At 42.0% G+C, this 20,035-nt stretch carries 20 protein-coding genes; 6 read left to right on the forward strand and 14 right to left on the reverse strand.

The window, feature by feature from the left end; all coding sequences use genetic code 11:
- Nucleotide 1: 1 nt before the first annotated feature.
- The 4 genes from POV26_RS09780 to POV26_RS09795 all read right to left on the reverse strand — a co-directional run bounded on the left by POV26_RS09780 (nucleotide 2) and on the right by POV26_RS09795 (nucleotide 4,590).
- On the reverse strand, nucleotides 2–1,771 hold the full coding sequence (locus POV26_RS09780; protein ID WP_272856293.1) for a nitric oxide reductase activation protein NorD: 1,770 nt from the start codon (nucleotides 1,769–1,771) through the stop codon (nucleotides 2–4).
- Between the two features lie 10 nt (nucleotides 1,772–1,781).
- Nucleotides 1,782–2,603 carry a CbbQ/NirQ/NorQ/GpvN family protein gene (locus tag POV26_RS09785; protein WP_272856294.1) on the reverse strand — a complete coding sequence of 274 codons (822 nt, stop codon included), beginning with the start codon at nucleotides 2,601–2,603 and terminating at the stop codon, nucleotides 1,782–1,784.
- Nucleotides 2,604–2,771: 168 nt separating this feature from the next.
- The gene (locus POV26_RS09790) at nucleotides 2,772–4,121 is read right to left on the reverse strand and encodes a cbb3-type cytochrome c oxidase subunit I (protein ID WP_272856295.1); all 1,350 of its coding nucleotides are present in this window, start codon (nucleotides 4,119–4,121) and stop codon (nucleotides 2,772–2,774) included.
- A gap of 22 nt (nucleotides 4,122–4,143) precedes the next feature.
- Nucleotides 4,144–4,590 (reverse strand): c-type cytochrome, encoded by a 447-nt coding sequence (locus POV26_RS09795; RefSeq protein ID WP_045080005.1) that lies wholly within the window; start codon nucleotides 4,588–4,590, stop codon nucleotides 4,144–4,146.
- 349 nt (nucleotides 4,591–4,939) lie between these two features.
- Here POV26_RS09795 and POV26_RS09800 point away from each other — a divergent pair, with 349 nt between their 5' ends.
- Both POV26_RS09800 and POV26_RS09805 read left to right on the forward strand, forming a co-directional pair.
- Nucleotides 4,940–5,233: a type II toxin-antitoxin system HigB family toxin gene (locus tag POV26_RS09800; RefSeq protein WP_272856296.1), complete on the forward strand. Its 294-nt coding sequence runs from the start codon at nucleotides 4,940–4,942 to the stop codon at nucleotides 5,231–5,233.
- A 1-nt stretch (nucleotide 5,234) separates the two neighbouring features.
- Nucleotides 5,235–5,591: a helix-turn-helix domain-containing protein gene (locus tag POV26_RS09805; RefSeq protein ID WP_272856297.1), complete on the forward strand. Its 357-nt coding sequence runs from the start codon at nucleotides 5,235–5,237 to the stop codon at nucleotides 5,589–5,591.
- A 151-nt stretch (nucleotides 5,592–5,742) separates the two neighbouring features.
- Here POV26_RS09805 and POV26_RS09810 read toward each other — a convergent pair whose 3' ends face one another.
- The 9 genes from POV26_RS09810 to POV26_RS09850 all read right to left on the reverse strand — a co-directional run bounded on the left by POV26_RS09810 (nucleotide 5,743) and on the right by POV26_RS09850 (nucleotide 15,295).
- The gene (locus POV26_RS09810; protein WP_272856298.1) at nucleotides 5,743–7,545 is read right to left on the reverse strand and encodes a hypothetical protein; all 1,803 of its coding nucleotides are present in this window, start codon (nucleotides 7,543–7,545) and stop codon (nucleotides 5,743–5,745) included.
- Between the two features lie 175 nt (nucleotides 7,546–7,720).
- On the reverse strand, nucleotides 7,721–8,503 hold the full coding sequence (locus POV26_RS09815; RefSeq protein WP_272856299.1) for an ABC transporter permease: 783 nt from the start codon (nucleotides 8,501–8,503) through the stop codon (nucleotides 7,721–7,723).
- The gene (locus tag POV26_RS09820; protein ID WP_272856300.1) at nucleotides 8,496–9,206 is read right to left on the reverse strand and encodes an ABC transporter ATP-binding protein; all 711 of its coding nucleotides are present in this window, start codon (nucleotides 9,204–9,206) and stop codon (nucleotides 8,496–8,498) included. Before POV26_RS09820 ends, POV26_RS09815 begins: the two co-directional genes overlap by 8 nt.
- On the reverse strand, nucleotides 9,193–10,446 hold the full coding sequence (locus POV26_RS09825; RefSeq protein WP_272856301.1) for a nitrous oxide reductase family maturation protein NosD: 1,254 nt from the start codon (nucleotides 10,444–10,446) through the stop codon (nucleotides 9,193–9,195). The genes POV26_RS09820 and POV26_RS09825 overlap by 14 nt, the downstream gene beginning before the upstream one ends.
- 205 nt (nucleotides 10,447–10,651) lie before the next feature.
- On the reverse strand, nucleotides 10,652–11,083 hold the full coding sequence (locus POV26_RS09830; RefSeq protein WP_272856302.1) for a nitrous oxide reductase accessory protein NosL: 432 nt from the start codon (nucleotides 11,081–11,083) through the stop codon (nucleotides 10,652–10,654).
- A 233-nt stretch (nucleotides 11,084–11,316) separates the two neighbouring features.
- On the reverse strand, nucleotides 11,317–11,928 hold the full coding sequence (locus POV26_RS09835; RefSeq protein ID WP_272856303.1) for a hypothetical protein: 612 nt from the start codon (nucleotides 11,926–11,928) through the stop codon (nucleotides 11,317–11,319).
- Nucleotides 11,929–12,132: 204 nt separating this feature from the next.
- A complete protein-coding gene (gene nosZ / locus POV26_RS09840; RefSeq protein WP_272856425.1) occupies nucleotides 12,133–14,103 on the reverse strand; it encodes a Sec-dependent nitrous-oxide reductase in 1,971 nt (656 codons plus the stop codon).
- A 33-nt stretch (nucleotides 14,104–14,136) separates the two neighbouring features.
- Nucleotides 14,137–14,712: a fasciclin domain-containing protein gene (locus POV26_RS09845; RefSeq protein WP_272856304.1), complete on the reverse strand. Its 576-nt coding sequence runs from the start codon at nucleotides 14,710–14,712 to the stop codon at nucleotides 14,137–14,139.
- A 70-nt stretch (nucleotides 14,713–14,782) separates the two neighbouring features.
- The gene (locus POV26_RS09850) at nucleotides 14,783–15,295 is read right to left on the reverse strand and encodes a c-type cytochrome (RefSeq protein WP_272856305.1); all 513 of its coding nucleotides are present in this window, start codon (nucleotides 15,293–15,295) and stop codon (nucleotides 14,783–14,785) included.
- 221 nt (nucleotides 15,296–15,516) lie between these two features.
- Between POV26_RS09850 and POV26_RS09855 the strand changes: the two genes are divergently transcribed.
- The gene (locus POV26_RS09855; protein WP_272856306.1) at nucleotides 15,517–16,341 is read left to right on the forward strand and encodes a universal stress protein; all 825 of its coding nucleotides are present in this window, start codon (nucleotides 15,517–15,519) and stop codon (nucleotides 16,339–16,341) included.
- Nucleotides 16,342–16,356: 15 nt separating this feature from the next.
- On the opposite strand, the gene POV26_RS09860 is transcribed toward POV26_RS09855, so the two are convergent.
- Nucleotides 16,357–16,989 carry a hypothetical protein gene (locus POV26_RS09860; protein WP_272856307.1) on the reverse strand — a complete coding sequence of 211 codons (633 nt, stop codon included), beginning with the start codon at nucleotides 16,987–16,989 and terminating at the stop codon, nucleotides 16,357–16,359.
- 233 nt (nucleotides 16,990–17,222) lie between these two features.
- On the opposite strand from POV26_RS09860, the gene POV26_RS09865 reads away from it, so the two are divergent.
- Genes POV26_RS09865 through POV26_RS09875 form a run of 3 tightly spaced genes read left to right on the forward strand, consistent with a single transcriptional unit; the run spans nucleotide 17,223 to nucleotide 19,996 of the window.
- Nucleotides 17,223–17,837: a TetR/AcrR family transcriptional regulator gene (locus tag POV26_RS09865; RefSeq protein ID WP_272856308.1), complete on the forward strand. Its 615-nt coding sequence runs from the start codon at nucleotides 17,223–17,225 to the stop codon at nucleotides 17,835–17,837.
- A gap of 2 nt (nucleotides 17,838–17,839) precedes the next feature.
- Nucleotides 17,840–19,102: a TolC family protein gene (locus tag POV26_RS09870; protein WP_272856309.1), complete on the forward strand. Its 1,263-nt coding sequence runs from the start codon at nucleotides 17,840–17,842 to the stop codon at nucleotides 19,100–19,102.
- A 9-nt stretch (nucleotides 19,103–19,111) separates the two neighbouring features.
- On the forward strand, nucleotides 19,112–19,996 hold the full coding sequence (locus POV26_RS09875) for an HlyD family secretion protein (protein WP_272856310.1): 885 nt from the start codon (nucleotides 19,112–19,114) through the stop codon (nucleotides 19,994–19,996).
- Nucleotides 19,997–20,035 lie beyond the last annotated feature (39 nt).

The following is a 20,035-nucleotide window of genomic DNA, read 5'->3' on the forward strand; positions in this document are numbered from 1 at the left end:
TTTAGCTTTGGTGTTTTATTTTATCGTACAGTTTTACCAGCGATTGCAGCAATTCCACGGGCGTGGTCAAAATCTGGAAATGGTTCTGCCCAAACATCTGTGGCAAGTAATATTTTGCCTGCGCTTCAATAGCCAAGGCATACGAATTGATGTTCCGCTGGTTCAATTCCCGAAGTGCTTGCTTTACATCGTTAATGCCGTATTTGCCCTCGTACTTGTCGTAATCATTGGGTTTTCCGTCAGAAATCAGGATGACCCATTTGTTTTTGGTATCGCGTTTATCGAGCAAGGCTCCCGAATGCCGCAATGCCGTACCGATGCGCGTATAGCCACTTGGCTGCAGGGCGCCCACCTTTTTTTTTGCCTTTTGCCACTGTTCGTCAAAATCCTTTAAAGTTAGATAGGTGCTGTGGTTTCGGGTTTTGGAATAGAATCCGGCGATGGAAAAATCCACATTAAATTCCTCCAAAATTTCCCCAAAAATGATGGAGACCTGTTTTTCCACATCAATCACCCTGTTGTCGGCAGCATAGCCATCGCTGGAAAGGCTACTGTCCAAAAGCATCAAAATGGAAAGGTCTTTTTCCTTTTTGCGTTTTGAGAGATAGATATTTTCGGAAGGCGTATGGCCCGAATGGACGTCAACGTAAAGGTCCGTAAGCGCGTCGAGATCAAATTCCTCGCCCTGCAATTGCCTGCGCTGCTGCTGGTATTTATTGTTTACCGAAGTGAGCATCTTCCGCAGGCCCATCAAAGTGGAAGCGTGCTGGCGAAGCGTATTTTTGTAATAATCAAAATCGGTTTCGGTTTGGGTTTGGGGGAAAACCTTGCAGAAATCCGCTTTGTAAGTGCGTTTGGAATAATCCCACTCGTCATACAAAATGTGATGGCCCGAAGTTTCCAATTCGGCACTCTCCGAAATGGTAGTATTTTCAATAAACTCGGCCTGATAGATGGAATGCGTTGGGTCGTCCACCCGCACGGTCTGTTTCATATTCAAGTCCTCCAGCGCATTGGCGTGGTCGTCCAGTTCGTCATCGCCATCAAAATCGCGCCAACCGCCCTCCCACTCTTCCGCGGTTTCGGCCTTTTCAAAATTGTGGGTAAGCACGTAATCTTCCTGCGCTTTCTTGTCAACTTCAATGGATTTTATCTCCTCCACCGCATTGGCCTTCAAAATGGTGTTTATCTCTTCCTCAATGGCGATTTTTACTTTTTCCGAAATATTCTCAAGTACCTTTTTCTTCACAGTTTCCGGGGAATTCTCCATCCATTTCCCATAAATAAACGAATAATCGGGCAGATTTTTTTCCGAAGCATTTTCTTCAAAAAGCAATTTCAGTTCGGCATAAATGGTTTCCGTTCCCGGGAATTGACTGAAAATCTCCTTCAATACTTTTTCAGAATTTTCCTCGGAAACCTTTCGCGCTTCTTCCAAAGTGTGCTCCTCGCCCAATTCATAATTTAGCTGAAAACTTTTTTGGATGGAAAGATAAAGCGTCCTAAAAATGTAAAAACCAAGATTTTTTTCCGAAGTATCAAAACCCGAAAACCGTTCGGGCAAAAAGAAGGCATTGTTCTTATAACCGCCCTCCTGCTCTGCCTCAAAAATTTCGATGGGATGGCCCGTTACGGCCCGTGCCATCAACGTAAGCCGTGGCTTTATTTCGCAAAGCTTTACGGTGTGCGCAATGGCTTCCCTCGCACTTTTTTTTCGGTGCTTTAGAAATTTGGCAACCTTCGCAAAGATAAACTCATCGGGTTCAAACATGGCTTTTGGATTAGATCATCAAATCGCAGAGGTCGGTGAGCGCTTGGGTAATTTCCACGTCGTCGGTCAACGGTTCCACAACGGCCACTTTTACCGAAAGCCGCTTCGGAAGGCCACTGTTTATAAGCATTGCCGCATCGACCAGCAAACGGGTGGAAACGGTTTCGGTAAGCCCCAACTCGGTGAGATTGCGGATTTTATTGGCAATGTTCACCAGTTTTTTTGAAGTGTCTTTGTCCAAGCCAGTTTCAGCTGCAACGATTTCGGTTTCGTCTTTCGCGGTCGGATATTGAAACGAAAGCGCCACAAAACGCTGGCGGGTAGATGGTTTCAGCTCTTTAAAACCTTTTTGGTAGCCGGGATTGAAAGACGCCACGAGCATAAAATCGGGATGTGCCTTTACGGTAATGCCTAGTTTGTCAATATAAAGTTCCTTTCTGTGGTCAGTTAAGGAATGTATGGCAACCACCACATCTGGGCGGGCTTCGGCAATTTCATCCAAATAAAGAATGGCGCCCTCTTTTACGGCTGTCGTCAAAGGCCCGTCCACCCAAATGGTCTCGGTGCCCTTGATAATGTAGCGCCCTATAAGGTCTGTGGAAGAGGTTTCCTCATGGCAGGAAACGGTGATAAGCGGTTGCTCCAACTGATGCGCCATATAATCTACAAACCGCGTTTTGCCAGTGCCCGTTGGCCCTTTCAGCAAAATGGGGAGTTTGTTCTTAAAAGCGTGCCGAAAAACCTCAACCTCGCGGTCTATGGGTTTATAAAAGGGTATTTCCGAAGAAAATTTTAGGCTTTCCTTTATGGTGATTGTTTCTGTGATTGACATAATTCAAGATTTTTAGTGTCGTTACAACTGTACTGAAATTAGACAGCGGAAAACTATTATTAAAAGGCCCGAAACATGGTTCTGGTCGGGAATGACTTAAAACTGTTTTATATGAAAAAATTCCCGGGTTTTCAGGTATAAGAGCGTAACCAGCTTCAGGCCTTTATATTAGAGATAGCTGCTTTCCACGGTTTCCAGGGCTTCATCCGTGGGGCGACCGTGCTTGTAAAAATCATAGATATAGGTTAGGACCCCAATGGCGAACAGACTGGCGCAGAGTATAAGCACCACAAAATGAATACTGATTTCTTTTTGGACGGCCATAAATTCCATTCCGAATTTTCGTTCCAGATAAACCTGCGCAACGCCAGCGACCCCAAAGGCCATCGTCATCCCAATCATTCCAATATTTGTGGTCCAAAAAGCCACGCGTCCGCGAACGCCGTCGTAAAATTTACGTCCCGTCATATTGGGCAGGCTGTAGCTTATAATTGCCAAAACAATCATTGCATAGGCGCCCCAAAATGCCAAGTGGCCGTGCATTGCGGTAACCAAGGTTCCGTGGGTGTAAAGGTTGGTTTGCGGCAAAGTGTGCGCAAAACCTAAAAGGCCTGCACCTACAAAGGAAACAATGGCAGCGCCGAGCGTCCAAAACAAAGCGATTTTGTTTGGGTGCTTTTTCTCTCCTTTTCGGTACATATTTACCGCGAAAAGCGCCATAGCAAGGAACGCCAAAGGCTCCAGGGCAGAGAAAATTCCACCGACGATGAGCCAAATTTTATTCACACCTATATAATAGTAGTGGTGGCCCGTGCCTAACACGCCTGAAAGAAAAGTAAGGCCCACGATTACATAAAGCCATTTTTCAATAACCTCGCGGTCCACGCCTGTTAACTTTATTAAAAGGAAGGCGAGGATACCGCCCATAATGAGTTCCCACACGCCTTCAACCCAAAGGTGCACTACCCACCAGCGGAAAAAGCTGTCGGTTACCTGACTGTCAAACGGCAACATTCCGGGAATGTACAGCAGCGCCGCAAACAGCAGGCCCATGGAAAGCACCAGCGCCGTTGTTGTTTTTCGTTTTCCTTTAAAGAGCGTCAAAAGTATGAGTGCCAAAAACAGCAGTACGTTTAAAACTACCAAATAGTCAAGCTGGCGTGGAATTTCCAAAAATTTACGGCCTTCCCACCAGTTAAAGTGATAGCCCACTATAGCCGCTACGCCAACCGCTGCAAGCGAAATGAGCTGTACATACGCCAGTTTCACGCTAACGAGTTCGCGTTGGGCCTCCTCGGGGATAATGTAATAGGCAGCGCCCATAAACCCAGAGAGCAACCAGACCACAAGCAAATTGGTATGCACGGCGCGCGCGGTGTTAAAAGGAATAAAGTCGTGCAGGCCGTCCATCCCGATACGGGCAAAACCCATAACAAAGCCATAGGTTATTTGAAGTACCAGTAAAAGCATGGAAAGTGCAAAAAACCAGTACGCTACTTTTTGAGATTTATATTTCATCGGTATAAAATTTAATTGGTGGTTAGTTGTTGGTGAGTTGCTTGTCTTTTGCCAGCGGCGAAACAATGCGGTCAAAACCGTTTAGGTCTATCTCGCCTATCCAGTTAAAAAAGGCGATAACGTCCATGGCCTCTTCCTCGGAAAAACCGTAGGCTACCATTTTTCGCTCGTTGGGAGCCCAGGGTACGGGCGTCATAAGAACGGCTTTTACGTAGCCTTCGCCACGGCGTTCAATAACTTTTGTGAGTTCCGGAGCATAATAGGCGCCCTCGCCCAGAATGGTGTGGCAGCCCATACAGTTGTTTTCTTCCCAGATTACCTTACCGCGCACCACTTGGGCGGTAATGTTTTCATAATTGGTTTGGTCCTGGCCGTCGCTGAAGGAATAGATGGTAAGGCCAATAAAGATCAGAAAGGTTACGAGTGTTCCCCCAAGGAAAAATGCCCGTGCTTGTTGTTTGGATAGCATATTGGTTGGTTTAAAATTATATTTAAGACTTATATATCTTAATAGCAAAATAAATAAGAATGACAAAAATGTAATATGACCATTATCATATAAATTAGAATTTTTAGTATTTTTCTAAAAATTGATGAGAGCGGACCTCGGCCGAGCTGGAAAAGATGGTTTAGAATTTATATATCGGGATTTCAATTTAAAAATAATTATGTACTGCCTTATGTTCTTATTCGTACGAAGGCTAAAATGTTACGCTTTTAAATAGCTTGTATGCACCAGTTGCCTTTACTGAAAAAAGTAAAAAATAAAGTTATCATTTTGGTAACTTTTGTGTTAACTTTGCTACAAATTATTTTACGTGAAAATATTTTCGAGAGGAACATTGCGGGATTTTTGGGAAAAGCACGGCGACTGCGAACTTCAATTGAAAACTTGGTATCGTGAAACTGAAAAATCAAATTGGTCATCAATCAACGATCTTAAATCCGAATACCCGAGTGCAAGTATTTTAAAAGATAACCGAATGGTCTTCAATATTAAAGGAAACGATTATCGACTGATTGTTAAGTTTAATTTTGAATATCAACTGGCTTGGATACGTTTTATAGGAACACACGGAGAATATGATAAAATTAACGCAAACGAAATTTAAGATGAAAATAAAACCTATTAGAAACGAAGCGGATTACCAAAAAGCCTTGGAGCGCTTGGAAGTTATTTTTGATGCCAAAAGAGGAACTGAAGAAAGCGACGAATTGGAAATTCTGGCAATGGTAATAGACAATTATGAAAATGAGAATTTTCCCATTGACCTGCCTGACCCGATTGCCGCAATTAATTTCCGGATGGAACAAATGGGCCTAAAACAGAAAGATTTAGTGAAAATGATTGGTTTTAAAAGTCGAGTGAGCGAAATAATGAACAAAAAACGCAAACTGACTTTGGAAATGATTAGAAAACTGAACGCTGATTTAAATATCCCGACAGAAATTTTGATACAAGATTATTGAGCAAGTTACCCGGAGCACGAAAAGCCGCGAGGACTCTCAAAAGCACTAATGTTTGGCTTGGGGATAATCTGAAAGGCAACTGCTTATTTGCTACCACATTCCTTTATACTAAATATTGTGGCGTATTTTAAAGATTTGAATCTCTGACCCATTACCCAACCTGCAACTGCAATTCCTGCAACTGCAAAATCTCCTTTTTGGCATCGGCTAAATCCCTTTCAAATTGGGCTTTATTGTCTAAAATATAATTTGCCGTCAAATCATAATAATGCGCAATCCCATCGAGAAGATTTTCACTGAATTTTTCCCAGGTTTTGAAATCGCGGGCAGTTGGCGTTAAGGTATGCTTCATTTCCTTCTTTAAAAAATCTATATAGAGCCTTAATTCGGCAACAAACATTAAAGGCCTGTTGGGGTATTGCATTATATTTTGGCGGCCGTAAATATGATCAGTCATCTCGCGCAGACTGGCAACCTTTGAGAAATTGACGATATTCGGTCCCGGGCAAATGGTTACCGCCGTAAGCTTTTTTAGAAAGGGCACTTCATACCGAATAGCCGCCGCATTGCTCAGGCCGATGCACAGACATTCTTTGCCCAACACCTCTTCGCGCTGCAGCTCCAGTTCTTCCTCGGAAAGATTTAAGCTTTCCAATTGCTCCAGTTTCATCTTTTGGTATTTGCTCGACGCGGTACATATCGGTTCTTTGGTAAACTCAGTATTGGATACCAATAGCTTTTCGGTACACGGACTGCCGGGCTTTTCCTTTGCTATCCGGTCCAAACGTTCCTTTTCGGCGGTGGTTCCCTTTAAATAATTGAACTGTACCCCCAACGGCGACGCTTTGCTCCGAACTACATCCCTGTCTTTCGACTGGCGGAGCAACTCCAACGTATCCTCATCAACCGTAGTAGCTTCCGGGCATAACAGAAAGGGCGTGCCCCAACCCGTGCCGTCCACTTGGTAGTAATTGCGCAGCAAGTTATCCTCCTCACTGGTGCCAATACCGCCCTGTACCTTAATTTTTATGGGATGCGGTTCAGAAAAGGTAAGTTTTCCCTTGGCCGTGAGTGCAGGATTGTAAAGCTCAAAAAGGCTATCCTGCAATTCCTGTCTTTTCTCTTTAAATTCCTGGAGAATCGGCCCCATCAATAGGCCCTGGGTGGCAAAAACGTGGCCACCGCAATTAAGTCCGGATTCAATGCGAAACTCACTGACCCAGATTCCCTTTTTCGCCAAATATTTCCCCTGTATCAACGCCGAACGGTAATCACTCACCTTAATCACTACTTTTTTGTGAAAGGAGCCCCATTCATAGGCATCAAAGGCCGAAAAATTTTCCATATAATTATAAAGTCGCGGGTTCATTCCCGCAGAAAAAATAAGGGACGAATTGGTAAGTTCGCTTTTGGCGTAACCTTTTAGGGCGGTCAGCGCATCCGATCCGTTTTCAATTATATCCTTGTTTTTGTCCAGATTTTCCTTGTCCACCTTAGTCATAATATTCACTTCCACCGCTCCTGGCACCACCAGTTTAAGCAGCAATTTTTCCAATAATCCTTTCTTTTCGGGATTTAGGGTAAAAAGCCATTCGTGATACTTATCCTTTAGCAGGCTTGTATCGGGAAGCATTTCGAAATATTTTACAAGATCCGATCCCCCTTCAAATGTGGATGCCTTGAGCCGTTCCATTTTTGAAGTGACGATGCGCTGCATCAGGTTCAGGTAATCGGTTATACGCCTGGCTCTGTAATCCTCCTCTTTTACGGTAATGGGAACGTATGGTTCGTTATTTTGGCCGTAGTAATATTTCCGCATTACTTCCAAAATGTTATCCTCAATAACCGAAATGGCCGAGTTGATGCCAAAGCAGGCAACTTTTATTGGGGAATCAATGGTGTAGGCAATGCCCATGACGGGAATGTGAAAGGTGTGCGGACTGGTAATTTGCATTTGAGAATGAATTTGGATTGAAAATTTGGTAAAGATGATTAATCCAAAATTGCCATAGTATGACAAAAATCATAAATAATACATATTACTCTTTAATAGGGCGAGAAATGATTTCAAAAAAAATATCACTCCGGTGGAGCGATATTTTTATATGAAATTTTTATGATGTTTTATCTTAAAAATCCTTCCGCTTCGCAATGCGCCAAATAAAGAAGGTTGGCACTACTACCCAAACAATTAGCATCGCAAAGGAAAGCAACAGTCCGAAACTGGTGCCGAAGAATTTTTGGAATACCGCACCGGTATAGCCCAATAATGCCGAAATGTCGAGTTTTAAAAGTATCAAAACTCGCGACAGATCTACTGGGTTCAGCATGGTTGCGATGAGTGAAAACTTATCCAGCGGATAATCCTCAAAATATAAAAGCGACATCAAAAAGATACCGTCATAAATTACGGCCATAAACAACCAAAGCAGAATGGCATAGCCAAAACCTTTGATTTTGTTCTCATTAGAAAGGGCTATAACGAAAGCCAATGCGGTGAAAATAAAGGTTAGAAATCCGCCTGTAATTAGGAGAAGTGTAAAATCCCAGATGGCACTGCTGTTAAAAATTCCGTAGAAAACAAAAGGGAGGCCCAAACCAATTACCAAGCTCATCGCCAACGAGGTGGCGACTCCAAAATATTGCCCCAAAAAGATGGAGCTCCGTTTTACGGGCTGTGCCAAGAGCAGCTCCGTAAATTCGCGGGAATTGTAATAATACATCACCCCGAAAATAGTGCCGATTAACGGTACCAAAATAATGATTACGTTCATCAGGGTTATCACCGCTTTTGAGAGGTCATTGTTCAAAAACAAGAGCACCACGCCCAGCAGTAAATAGAACAGGAAATACACGTAGCTCCAGCGGCTTCGCATTAAATCGTAAAAACTGTATTTTAGTATCTTAAGCATAACTTGAGGATAAAATGGAGGCTATGGCGTGTTCAAAATCAGGCTGTTCGGTCTTGGTTTTCAGTTCCGTAATGGTTCCCTTAAAGTAGATTTTTCCTTCTAAAAGAAAAACTATCTCGTCGGCAATTTCTTCCACAAAACTCAAAATGTGTGAGGTGACCAAAATGGTTTTTCCCTTTTCCCTTTCGGAAAAAATCAAGTTCTTCAACCGCAGATGCGAGATGGGATCGAGGCCACTCGTGGGTTCATCAAGAATAATCAAAGGGCTGTCAAACATAAACGTAAGCACCAAATTTACTTTCTGTTTTGTGCCGCCCGAAAGGTTTGCCAATTTTTTATTGAGAAAGGATTGCAACTTAAAAAGGTCAATCAACTCTTCGTCCTTGGTGGCTTTTGAATCGCGCAGATCCTTGATCATCGCGATAAGCTCATTCACTTTCAGATTGCCGGGGAAATTGGCTATTTGGGGCAGGTAATCGATCTTTTCACGATATTTAAAATTGTTCTTTAAGGATTTCCCATAAATGGAAATTTCACCTGAATCGGGCAAAACCATTCCCAGTATAGCTTTTATGAGCGTGGTCTTTCCCGAGCCGTTGGGGCCGAGAATGGAAAAGATGCCACCTTCTTTTATGGAGAGATCAATGCCCTTTAGCACTTCGTTCTTTCCGAATTTTTTATGTAAATCCTTAATTTCTATCATGAGCTATTTTTTTCATTCTTGGATTTTCGTCCATCAAATCGTCTGGGGTGAACACTGGGGAAACTTTTTCAGAAAAGTCAATGATGTCTATAAACAGACTTCGCATTAAAATTATGGTTTCCGGAGTGCGGTTCACTATGTACGAAAAGAGCTTTACAGGGCGGTAGGCCACATCGCCTATCCCGTTTTTGTTCAGGTCGTAACCCGTGTAATCGCTCCAGTAATTGCCGTCGAATTTATTGTTGTTGATCCGTCCGTTATAGGAAATATCAAATGAATTATAGAGAAAGTTGTTATTTATCACTTGGTTTTCGTAGCAGGCACCTTTCACTTTTATTGCGTAGCCATTGCTGGTAAAATCGTTGTTGGAATACTCCAAACGGTTGCTTCCTTCCACAGTTATACCCACCGTGTTTTCAAGAAATAGGTTGTTTTTGATATTGGCGTCGTTTACTTCCTTCAACAGTAACCCGTAGGCAGCGGTCCCCCAGTTTTTCTGAATAATATTGTGCTCCACCTCCATAAATTTTGAAAACATCAAAGCAATTCCGGCGCCGTTGGTTTCAAAAACGTTATTGATTACACGGTTATCGTTGCTGAACATAAAATGAAGGCCGTAACGCACATTGTTCTTGCTAAGATTATTGGTGATGGTTATATTATCAGAGAATTCAAGATAAATGCCATCGCGGACCTTCTGGACGTCATTTCCCGTTACTTCCACATTTTTACAATACCAAAGATGAATGGCGTTGCCCGAGTTGAATTCGGTTACGGCTTCCCCCCGAACCTTGTTGTTCAGCACTTTTCCATCGTTGGATTTTTGAAGGTAAATTCCGAAGAAAAGTTTTTCGAGCTCCAAATTCTGAATGAGGAATCCCGTGCTATTTACAACCCGTACGGCAGCATAGTCTGTAGTGTAGCTTACGCCTACGTTGATGATCCTAAAGCCATCGAGCGTAACATTATCTGTGCCAATGGTGATGATTTCCCCTTTTTCCTCGCCATCAATCGTGGGCATGTCTTCCCCGATTAAGGTAATGCTTTTATCAATTTTAATGTTGGCCTCTTTATAAATGCCTTTTTTCACCAAAACAGTATCGCCATCCGCAGCTTGAAGCACGCCTTCCTGAATTGATTTTACAGGGCACGTGGAGCAGACCGTTATTGTTTTTGACCATAGGTTTGCACTGGAAAACAATATGAGCAGGAGAAAAAATATGTGGTGTTTGTTTTTCAAAATGAAGTCAAAATTAATCAGTACAAGGTCATTCTCTTGCGAGATGATTAAAAAAATGAAGATACAGAATTTAAAGAAGTTTCAAAATTGAAATGCATGAAACTGATGGTTTCGGAAATCGGTTAGATTTCGGTTTATAAAAAAGCCTTCAGCAAGTTTTAAGAACTAATTAGTTATTCAGAAATTGCTGAAGCCACTTTTTACGCTATAATTTTAGGTGCTCCTGAATTTCCTTCCAGGAAAAAACAGTGCCCGTAAATTTCTCTTGGGCCTTCTTTCCTTCCTCTATATTTTTAAAAGCTGAAAGATTGGCACCCATTGGGCTTTGCAATTTTTCACTCACCAAATAGGAAGCTTTGGTAGCGTCAATCAATTGGCCGGGCTGGTTAAAATCTGCCACTAAATAATGTGCCATTTCTGTTTCCTTAAATTCATCTTGTAAGGAATGGACCATACATTCTATTGCATCATATTTATAAGCCTTTCCCTTTGCCGTAACTACCTGCGATGCGTGCTGCCTATCTACAATAGTCATATTGCAGAAATGACAAGCATCTGAGCCGTAATTTATGGGCTGTGGGCTAACGTTGCAGGCCGTGAACAAAAATGAAATAAGTAATAATTGTATGATTTTCATCTGTATAAAATATTTAAGAAATAGGAAGATGCCCGCCTGCCGGACGGGCAGGGAATGCCCATCCCGATAGCTATCGGGAGGTTTACAATTTGTTAACGGGCATTTCATAGTGTTAAAAATTTAAAGGTTTACCCTTTCTATATTTACTAATTGGGAATTTATCCCTTCAGTCCCCGATGAAAAATCGGGGCCACCTTCCCCTGAAAAAAGGGGAAGGAGCTCCAGATATATTATTATTTGGCTTTATATTCTTTTTTTCCCACAAAGAAGGCTACTACGGTGAGCATCATGCCAACAAACATCATATATGCTCCAGTTGCGGGCCAGGAGTCCACATCAAAATTCAGCATTTTTTGATAGCCTAAAAGGGGCGGTTTATAGGTCATTGGCGTGCCATCGGGGTTAAGGAGTTTCATTATAGCCTTTGGATCCAGATCGGTTCCGTAATCAATAAGCCATAGGTTAAAATCGTACATTCCCATAATTCCAAGTACGGACATCAGTACGAACCAGCCCAAAAACCATTTGTAGCTCACTTTTCCGAAGAAACCGAGCAATCCTATAAGCACTCCAATGGCTACCATTATTCCGATAACCGTTGGGAATACTTCAAATTCCCACATATCTTCAACTTTCGGAATGGTCTTCATCCCGATATAGTGGTTGAGACCGTCAATATTCTGAATATCAAATTCTTCTACGCCCTGTATTCCTTCAATGTAAATATCCATTCCCAATGGGTCTGGGTATTGGGGTGCACCAAGCATAATATTCCACAACGGGAATTTAAAAAGACCCAATAATAGCAAGGAGCCAATTATCATTATTATTCCTGCTTTTTTCATTTTGTTTAAATTTTAAATCTTAAACTTCAGTATGTGGTTGGATTCTGGTTTAAGCGTGCGTGCAGATATAATCCTTGCTGATTTTTTTATAGAAACATCGTGCTACAAATTTTTTAAAAAAGACGGGGGAAATCAACAACCCCCGTCTTTACTGAAAATACTATCAATCACTAATCTAGTATTTTCACAACTAAAAACATCTTATTAATCTTCGCCCAAGCTCCAAGACAATTCAATATTCGAATCGGCTGGGCTTACACGTACATATCCTTGCATTTCTTGGTGAAGGGCAGAACAGAAGTCGGTACAATAGATTGGCCATACTCCTACTTGCTTTGGTTCCCAAACCAAGGTTTCGGTTGCTCCCGGCATAACAAGCAATTCAGCATTATTGGCGCCAATTACTGCGAAGCCGTGCGGTACGTCAAAGTCCTGTTCGTGGTTTGTAACGTGGAAGAATACTTTGTCCCCTACCTTTATACCTTCAATATTATCAGGGTTAAAGTGGCTACGGATCATATTCATATAAACGTGTACTTCTTTGCCATCGCGCTCTACCCTAACCTCACTATCCTGAAGAACTGCATACTTGTGCTTGTTTTCCGCAAGTTTATAGATCTTTCTAGATTTTGGCGCAACCAAGTCCCCAGGAATTGCAGCGGCATAGTGCGGCTCACCAATGGTTGGGAAATCCAGCAACAGTTCCATTTTATCGCCAGTAATATCGAATAACTGGGCAGACTGTGTAAGTTCCGGGCCCGTTGGCAAGTATCTATCTTTTGTAATCTTGTTCAAGGCTACAAAGTATTTACCAAATGGCTTACGTGAGTTTCCTCCGGGAATCATCCCGTGACCTACAGAGTAAAATACGGGTTGACGGTCTAAAACCTCCCAAGTTCCAACTTTCCATTTTACAACTTCAGAAGAGATAAAGAAGGTGGTATAAGCATTTCCTTTATCATCAAATTCTGTGTGAAGTGGCCCTAAACCTGGCTGTTTAACTACGCCGGCAAGGATATCCTCAAATTTCAAGATTGGAATTCCGTAGGCTTCCCCATCAAATTTTTTGTTCTCAATAGCGTCAAGCATTTTGGTGAAGCTGTGCACTGTTAAATCTGCAGAAAGTTTCCCGTTACCTACAATATATTCACCTGTTGGATCAACATCGCAACCGTGTGGAGATTTTGGAGTTGGTAGGAAATAAACAGCTCCGGGAACATCCATTGGGTTTACGGTCAACACTTCTTTCAACATAGTAGATGTAGCGGTATGAGTGTGCTCATCCAAAATGTTATGTGCATAATTGGCAGGAACTTTTTTTCCTCCACCGTTGTTCACATAGTCCTCGATTACTTTCCAGTTTACTGCGGCGATAAAATCCTTATCGTTTTGTGAGGCGTTAACTTCCAATAGCGAGTGGGCTTCTTCAGTGTTATAAGTGGTGAAGAAGAACCAACCATGGCTCTTATCACGGCCAGGGTGCGAAAGGTCGTAGTTAAACCCAGGCATCATCAGCTGGAACTTAATCCCCATTCTACCTGTTTCTTGGTCAACACTAATAAATGTAAGCGCTCCTTTAAAGTTGCCCTTGTAGTCTTTTATAGACATATCTGTTTGTGGAACAGGCACGGAGAAACGTGTACCCGCTACCACATATTCGGTGTTTTCGGTAATAAAAGAGGAACTGTGGTTACCCGCACTGTTTGGTATTTCAATAATTTCCTCTGTTTTAAAGCTCTCCAAACCAATACGTGCAATTCGGGGGGTGTTGTTACCATTTATAAATATCCAACGACCATCCAACACACCGTTCGTTTGTGAAATATCAGGGTGGTGAGAGTCATCCCAAGGCACAAAGCCGTATGAAGTATTCAACATGGGTTTTGTTTCTTCGGAATATCCCCAACCGTTTTCCGGGTTCTGTGAGAATACAGGAAGTACTTTAAGCAAGCGGCCTGAGGGCAGCCCATAAACGCCAAGCTGTCCACTAAATCCACCAGACATAAACGCATAGAATTCATCGAGTTCGCCGGGAGCCACATATACTCGCTCGGCAGCGTTGGTAGCCAAGCCTCCTTGGCCTCCCTTTTTACCTTTTTGGTTTCCGCCATCATTACAGCTCACCAGTCCGGCAACCATAATCAGGGAGATTAAAATATTAATTGATTTTTTCATCATTTTATTGTTTAAATTAAATTGTTTCTGAAATTAGTTTGCCGGTAATATCACTTTATCCACTACGTGAACAATTCCGTTACCTGCGGGAACGCTAGCTAAAATTTTAGCACCGCCCACATATACATCTTCACCTTTAACCTCTACGGTAGCATCAGTACCATCTGCCTGTCCTACTTTTTTGAATTTTTTCAAAAAATCCTTTGAATAGTTACCGGGCGTTACGTGATGCTTCAGTATGGTAGCCAACTTTTCTTTGTTCTCAGGCTTTAAAAGTTCTTCTACAGTTCCTGCTGGCAAGGCATCAAAAGCTGCATTGGTAGGTGCGAAGACCATTAAAGGTCCAGCATTTACCAATGAATTTTCTAATCCCGCTGCTTGCACGGCTGCTACAAGAGTGGAGTGGTCTGGCGATCCGATTGCAATTTGCAAAACGTTTGGCGCCGACTCATCATCTTGAATAAAAGCCTGTCCTTGGTTGCTAGATGGAGCCTCGCCTTGGGCGGAACTCTCTACTGGGGTTCCAGTTTCGGTGGTTGTTTCGTTTTTGCAGGCCGAAAACACAAGCAGTGCGGCCGAAACAAACAGTAATTTGAATGTTGTTTTCATTTTGGTTCTGGTTTTTAAAACCTTGCAGGGCCTAAACCCTGCAAGGGGATTGGTTGTTTAAGTATATAGATTAGAGTGTTCTAAAATATTCCAATACCTGTCTGGCTTCTTCCTCGGTAAGGTGCTGGTTCGCCATTGGTGAGCCGTTAAACTCTGCCATAAGTGCAATTGCAAGCGGATCTTTTTGGGTCATTTCCTCAGGATTCAGGATCATGTTCATAATCCATTCTGGGGTACGTCTTTCCATAATCCCTTTTGGTGCCGGACCAATAAACTTTTTGTCCGGTTTATGGCAAGCCATACATTTTGTCTTGTAAACCTCCATCCCTTTGGCGGCCATGGCCTGGTCAATTTCAGCCGGAAGCTCTAAACTTTTAATTGGGCCAATACCTTTGTTGGTCAAATCTACCGTTTCCGAGGGTTTTACATCAGATGCTGCGCTGGTTGTAGTTTCAGCAGAAGCTTCGGTTGCGGCAGGCTTTTGGCCTATCTGGATATCGCTGCTTTTCTTTTCTTCTTTTCCGCCACAGCCAATCAAAGTCAAGATTGCAATTGCGGTTAGTGATTTCATTACGTTTTTCATAGTTGTTAAGATTAATTACAGGGCAAACTTACTGTGAAGACACGATATAGAATATGATTTTCGTCATATATAAGAGTTTTTTATCCTTGAATATCCGCTGTGCGGAACTCCCAAAGTTTTAAAATTCCCCTAAGCAAAGATTGAAGCTTTTGGGAAGTTAATTATGATGGAAATCATTTCAATACTTAATCCGTTAATGTACTTTTGGGAAAACTAAGAATATGAAAAATATACTTTTACCTACAGATTTCTCGAAGAACTCAAAAAACGCCATTAGGTTTGCAATGAAGTTTTTTGAAGGGGAAGCCTGTACATTTCATATTTTAAATACACAAAAGCCCTCCAGCTACTTAACTGCCGATGTACGCGCAGGTTCATTCGGAAGTTCGGTTTACGAAGGTGTTTTGGCCGACAACAAAAAGGAACTTGAAAAAATGATCACGTTTTGTGAATCCATTTCCGAAAAGGAAGATTTCACCTTTGTTCCAAAAATTGATTTCGCAAATATTGTTGATGCCGTAAATCAGGCGGTGGCAATAAATGACATTGAACTTATAGTTATGGGTACCAATGGCGCTACAGGTGCCGCCGAAGTTCTCTTTGGAAGCAACACCTTAAATTTAATACGAAACGCAAACTGCCCCGTACTTGCCATTCCACAAGGATATATTTTTGAAAAAATCCAGTCGGTCTTGCTCTCCGTCAACTATCAGTATGACGTTACGGACGAAGCACTTGAGGTTCTTTTGAAAATAGTACGAAAAAACAAAGCGGTTTTAAAAATTCTGGAGGTAGAAGAGGACAAGATTGAAGTTATGCCCCAAAAAATTGATTTTAGAGAACATTTTAAAGACATAACCTTCGAACGGTTCTGCATTAAAAACCTGCCCTATCCTATGGCTATAAATGCTTTTGAACAGTTAATACCCATACAGCTCCACGCTATGTTCTTAGAACGTAAGAGCTTTCTGGACCGCTTTATTTTTGGATCGGATACTTCAAAAATTAGTTACACTTCTCCCGCGCCACTTTTGGTGCTTAAATAATGGAGTTTAAAAAAGCTATTTTACAATCAAAAGATTGTTTTTCTTGAGCGTTTTCACAAGTTTTTTCACATAATCGCGAATGGTAGATGCAGCTCCGGGCGGATCAACGATGTCTATCTTTCCGCGCCAAATTAAATCCCGATCCTTGCCGGGACAGAGGCAATACAAAGAAGTTTCTGTGTTGTAAACTGGATAATCCTCAATTTGCGAGCTGCCATAAACAGGCTTATTCTCGTTATAATAATCACTGAACGACTCAAAGGATTTTGCGAGATTTCGGTAAGATTGCCCAATGGTAACCTTGCTTTCCTGCCCGGTGACTTTTGAAAAAAGAACTGCATCAAAACCAGCATCCATAAGCTGTTTCTCAAGATTTGCCAGATTTTCCTCAGATTGGTCAATCTCATTTACAGGTTCCTCGAAATAATCAACACTTTTAATAGCATTCACATTTTCTGCCTCCAAGGCATTCACAAGGCTGTATTCAAATTGACGCTGTAACCCCCCATTTGGGGTTAACCCTACCACCAAAACTTTATTGGCCTGAAAATTCGGGCTTTCCGCATTGATATATTCATCCACCAAACGGCTGCTGGAGCAACTGGCAAACAAAATTATGATAACCGAGAAGGCAAAGAGTCCTTTCATAGAGTTTAAATTAGTCAAGGCAAGTATTAAAAGTAGCCGTATGTAAAGATACGTTTCTCTTTTTCAAATTCCCGCGATTGTGAAAATGAAGTAAAACTAAAGAATTTCATATTTTCAAATAGGATTTAGCTCAGGCTTTACTTAAAGTTTTCCGAAAATTATTTAAAAGATTTCGGAGTAAAGATAAATTTTCTATCTTTGTTAACCAAATGGTTAAACCATAAAGTTGAAATATGGCAAAGACAAATAAAAATCAAGACACTGAAGGACAGATATTGGACGCCGCAAAAAACGTGTTCCAAAAAAAAGGAATGGACGGCGCACGAATGCAGGAAATTGCAGATGCGGCAGGCATCAACAAAGCGATGCTGCACTATTATTACCGAAGCAAACAATTGCTTTTTGAAGCGGTTTTCAGCAATGCCTTTTCCCTTTTGGCACCGCAGCTCAACAAAATTTTGAATGATGATTCCTCAATTGAAGAGAAGGTAAAAAACTTCACAAGCAACTACATTTCGTTTATTTCGAAGCATCCCTACCTTCCCAATTTCATCATCCAGGAACTGAACCGCAACCCCAAGTTTTTTGAAAAAATCCAAAAAAGCGCTGCCTTTCCAACGCTCGAAAAATTCAAAAATCAAGTTGAAGAAGAAGTTGAAAAAGGCATACTGAAACCCATCGATGGCGAGCAACTTTTTATCAATATTATTTCCCTGAATATCTTTCCTTTTGTTGCAACCCCTTTAATAAAAGGGTTTTTAAAAATTGACGACAAGGGCTTTAAACAGTTGATGGAACGGCGCAAGACCGAGGTTGCTGGGTTTATTATCAATTCAATAAAAAAGTAAAAATGAAAAGGCTTTTGTTCATACTTCTCAGTTTCGGCCCGCTACTTGTTTCGGCCCAGCAAGTATTGACTTTGGAGGAATGCTATACCCTTGCCGAAAAAAATTATCCGTTGGCCAGGCAAACCGCTTTATTGGAAGAAAAAACACAGTCTGAAATTGCAATCTTGGAGAAAGGAAAGCTCCCAAAGTTAGACCTGAACGCGCAGGCAACCTACCAATCGGATGTTATTGAATTGCCGCTTGCAATACCAAATTCCACAATAGAGCCGCCCAACAAAGACCAGTACCGCGCCACGCTGGACGCCAACCAATTGATTTATAACGGCGGAAATATCGCGGCAAACACCAAACTAAAAACCGCGGAACTCGCCGCACAGCAACAGCAGGTAGCGGTAAATCTATACACTTTAAAAAACCGCATCAACCAAAATTATTTCAGTGTTTTGCTCTTTCAGGAACAGGAAAAATTGCTCCTTTCAAAGATGGAAGTGCTCGATGCGCGTTTAAAAGAAATAAATACCGGCGTGAAATACGGCGCGGTCCTCCCCGCTTCCGAGCAAGTATTGAAAGCGGAGCAACTGAAGCTGGAGCAACAGCTTTCGCAGATTAATTTCGACAAGAAAAAAGCCTTGAAAAACCTATCACTATTGGTCTTTCAGGATTTGGACAGCAACACCACTTTGGCCAAGCCCTCTATTTTCATTGCACCCGAAATGGAGTCGCAGCGACCCGAACTGGAACTTTTCAATTTACAGGAAACGCAACTGGAAACTTCAAAAGAAGTTATTTCCAAAAGCAATTATCCAAAATTATTTGGGTTTGCACAGGCCGGTTATGGCAATCCGGGGCTGAATATGCTGGACAATTCCTTTCAGGATTTCTATATGGTCGGTCTAAAATTGAATTGGAACATATTTGATTGGGGCAAAACCAAGGAACAAAAACAGACCGTCGATATTTCAAAGGAAATTGTTTCCACCGAAAAAGAAACTTTTTTACTCAACAACGAAATGCAGCAGAAAGAGGCCGAAAGCGATATCGATAAATACGAGGCCATGCTTCGGAAAGACTCAGAAATTATTGAACTGCGCGAAAAAGTTTTACAGGCTACCACTTCGCAATTACAAAATGGCGCCATCACTTCTTCGGAATATATCACGGAATTGAACAATCTTTACGAAGCCAGAATTGACCAGCAATTGCACGAAGTCCAGTTGGCGCTTGCAAAGGCAAATTATAGAATAATAAAAGGGGATTTTAAATAAATATTTAGGATGAAAAATATAAAAACAATGGTTTTGGCAGGCTTGGTCGGAAGTTTATTCTCTTGCTCCAACGGCGAAAAAGCCGATGGGTACGGGAATTTTGAAGCAACTGAAATCACAATCTCTTCCGAAGCAAACGGAAAACTGGAATTTCTGAATTTGGAAGAAGGACAGGTTTTAGAAAAAGGAGAAGTCGTCGCGCTTGTAGATACACTTCAGCTTTATTTAAGCAAACAACAGTTACTTGCCTCAAAGGAAACCGTTGCTTCAAAATCGGGAGGCGTTTGGTCGCAAGTAAGCGTTTTGAACGAGCAATTGCAGACCGCCAAAACCGAACAGGAACGCATCCAAAATATGTTTGCCGAAAACGCTGCCACCCAGCGCCAATTGGACCAGGCCAACAGCCAGGTGGACGTATTGAAAAAACAGATAAAAAACGTGGAGACCCAAAATGCGCCCATCGTGAACGAGGTGAAATCAATAGACGCCAAAGTGGCTCAAATTGAGGAACAGATTGCCAAAAGCAAGATCACAAACCCGATAAAAGGCACGGTACTGACCAAATATGCCGAGCCGGGCGAAATTGTCTCCTTTGGAAAACCGCTGTACAAAATCGCCGATTTGGAAGAAATGACGCTGCGTGTTTACGTAAGCGAAACGCAGCTCCCAAACATTAAAATTGGGCAGGAAGTAAAAGTAAAAATTGATTCCGGTGAAGAAATGAAAGATTACCAAGGAACAATAAGTTGGATTTCGGCTTCGGCAGAGTTTACCCCCAAAATAATCCAGACCAAGGAGGAGCGGGTAAATTTGGTTTATGCGGTAAAGGTAACGGTAAAAAACGACGGTAGTCTAAAAATCGGGATGCCGGCGGAGATGTGGATTTCTGAGTAGGTAGTGGGTGGTAGGTGGTGGGTAGTAGGCAGGAAAATA

Source organism: Aequorivita todarodis, from assembly GCF_028561335.1.
In the GTDB taxonomy this organism is placed as follows: domain Bacteria; phylum Bacteroidota; class Bacteroidia; order Flavobacteriales; family Flavobacteriaceae; genus Aequorivita; species Aequorivita todarodis.

Coding starts and splice junctions, on each gene's coding strand:
- POV26_RS09870 (WP_272856309.1), top strand. CDS start 17,840: ATGAAAAGGCTTTTGTTCATACTTCTCAGTTTCGGCCCGCTACTTGTT.
- POV26_RS09790 (WP_272856295.1), bottom strand. CDS start 4,121: ATGAAATATAAATCTCAAAAAGTAGCGTACTGGTTTTTTGCACTTTCC.
- POV26_RS09815 (WP_272856299.1), bottom strand. CDS start 8,503: ATGCTTAAGATACTAAAATACAGTTTTTACGATTTAATGCGAAGCCGC.
- POV26_RS09810 (WP_272856298.1), bottom strand. CDS start 7,545: ATGCAAATTACCAGTCCGCACACCTTTCACATTCCCGTCATGGGCATT.
- POV26_RS09830 (WP_272856302.1), bottom strand. CDS start 11,083: ATGAAAATCATACAATTATTACTTATTTCATTTTTGTTCACGGCCTGC.
- POV26_RS09785 (WP_272856294.1), bottom strand. CDS start 2,603: ATGTCAATCACAGAAACAATCACCATAAAGGAAAGCCTAAAATTTTCT.
- POV26_RS09795 (WP_045080005.1), bottom strand. CDS start 4,590: ATGCTATCCAAACAACAAGCACGGGCATTTTTCCTTGGGGGAACACTC.
- POV26_RS09835 (WP_272856303.1), bottom strand. CDS start 11,928: ATGAAAAAAGCAGGAATAATAATGATAATTGGCTCCTTGCTATTATTG.
- POV26_RS09860 (WP_272856307.1), bottom strand. CDS start 16,989: ATGAAAGGACTCTTTGCCTTCTCGGTTATCATAATTTTGTTTGCCAGT.
- POV26_RS09820 (WP_272856300.1), bottom strand. CDS start 9,206: ATGATAGAAATTAAGGATTTACATAAAAAATTCGGAAAGAACGAAGTG.
- POV26_RS09805 (WP_272856297.1), top strand. CDS start 5,235: ATGAAAATAAAACCTATTAGAAACGAAGCGGATTACCAAAAAGCCTTG.
- POV26_RS09875 (WP_272856310.1), top strand. CDS start 19,112: ATGAAAAATATAAAAACAATGGTTTTGGCAGGCTTGGTCGGAAGTTTA.
- POV26_RS09855 (WP_272856306.1), top strand. CDS start 15,517: ATGAAAAATATACTTTTACCTACAGATTTCTCGAAGAACTCAAAAAAC.
- nosZ (WP_272856425.1), bottom strand. CDS start 14,103: ATGAAAAAATCAATTAATATTTTAATCTCCCTGATTATGGTTGCCGGA.
- POV26_RS09850 (WP_272856305.1), bottom strand. CDS start 15,295: ATGAAAAACGTAATGAAATCACTAACCGCAATTGCAATCTTGACTTTG.
- POV26_RS09865 (WP_272856308.1), top strand. CDS start 17,223: ATGGCAAAGACAAATAAAAATCAAGACACTGAAGGACAGATATTGGAC.
- POV26_RS09780 (WP_272856293.1), bottom strand. CDS start 1,771: ATGTTTGAACCCGATGAGTTTATCTTTGCGAAGGTTGCCAAATTTCTA.
- POV26_RS09845 (WP_272856304.1), bottom strand. CDS start 14,712: ATGAAAACAACATTCAAATTACTGTTTGTTTCGGCCGCACTGCTTGTG.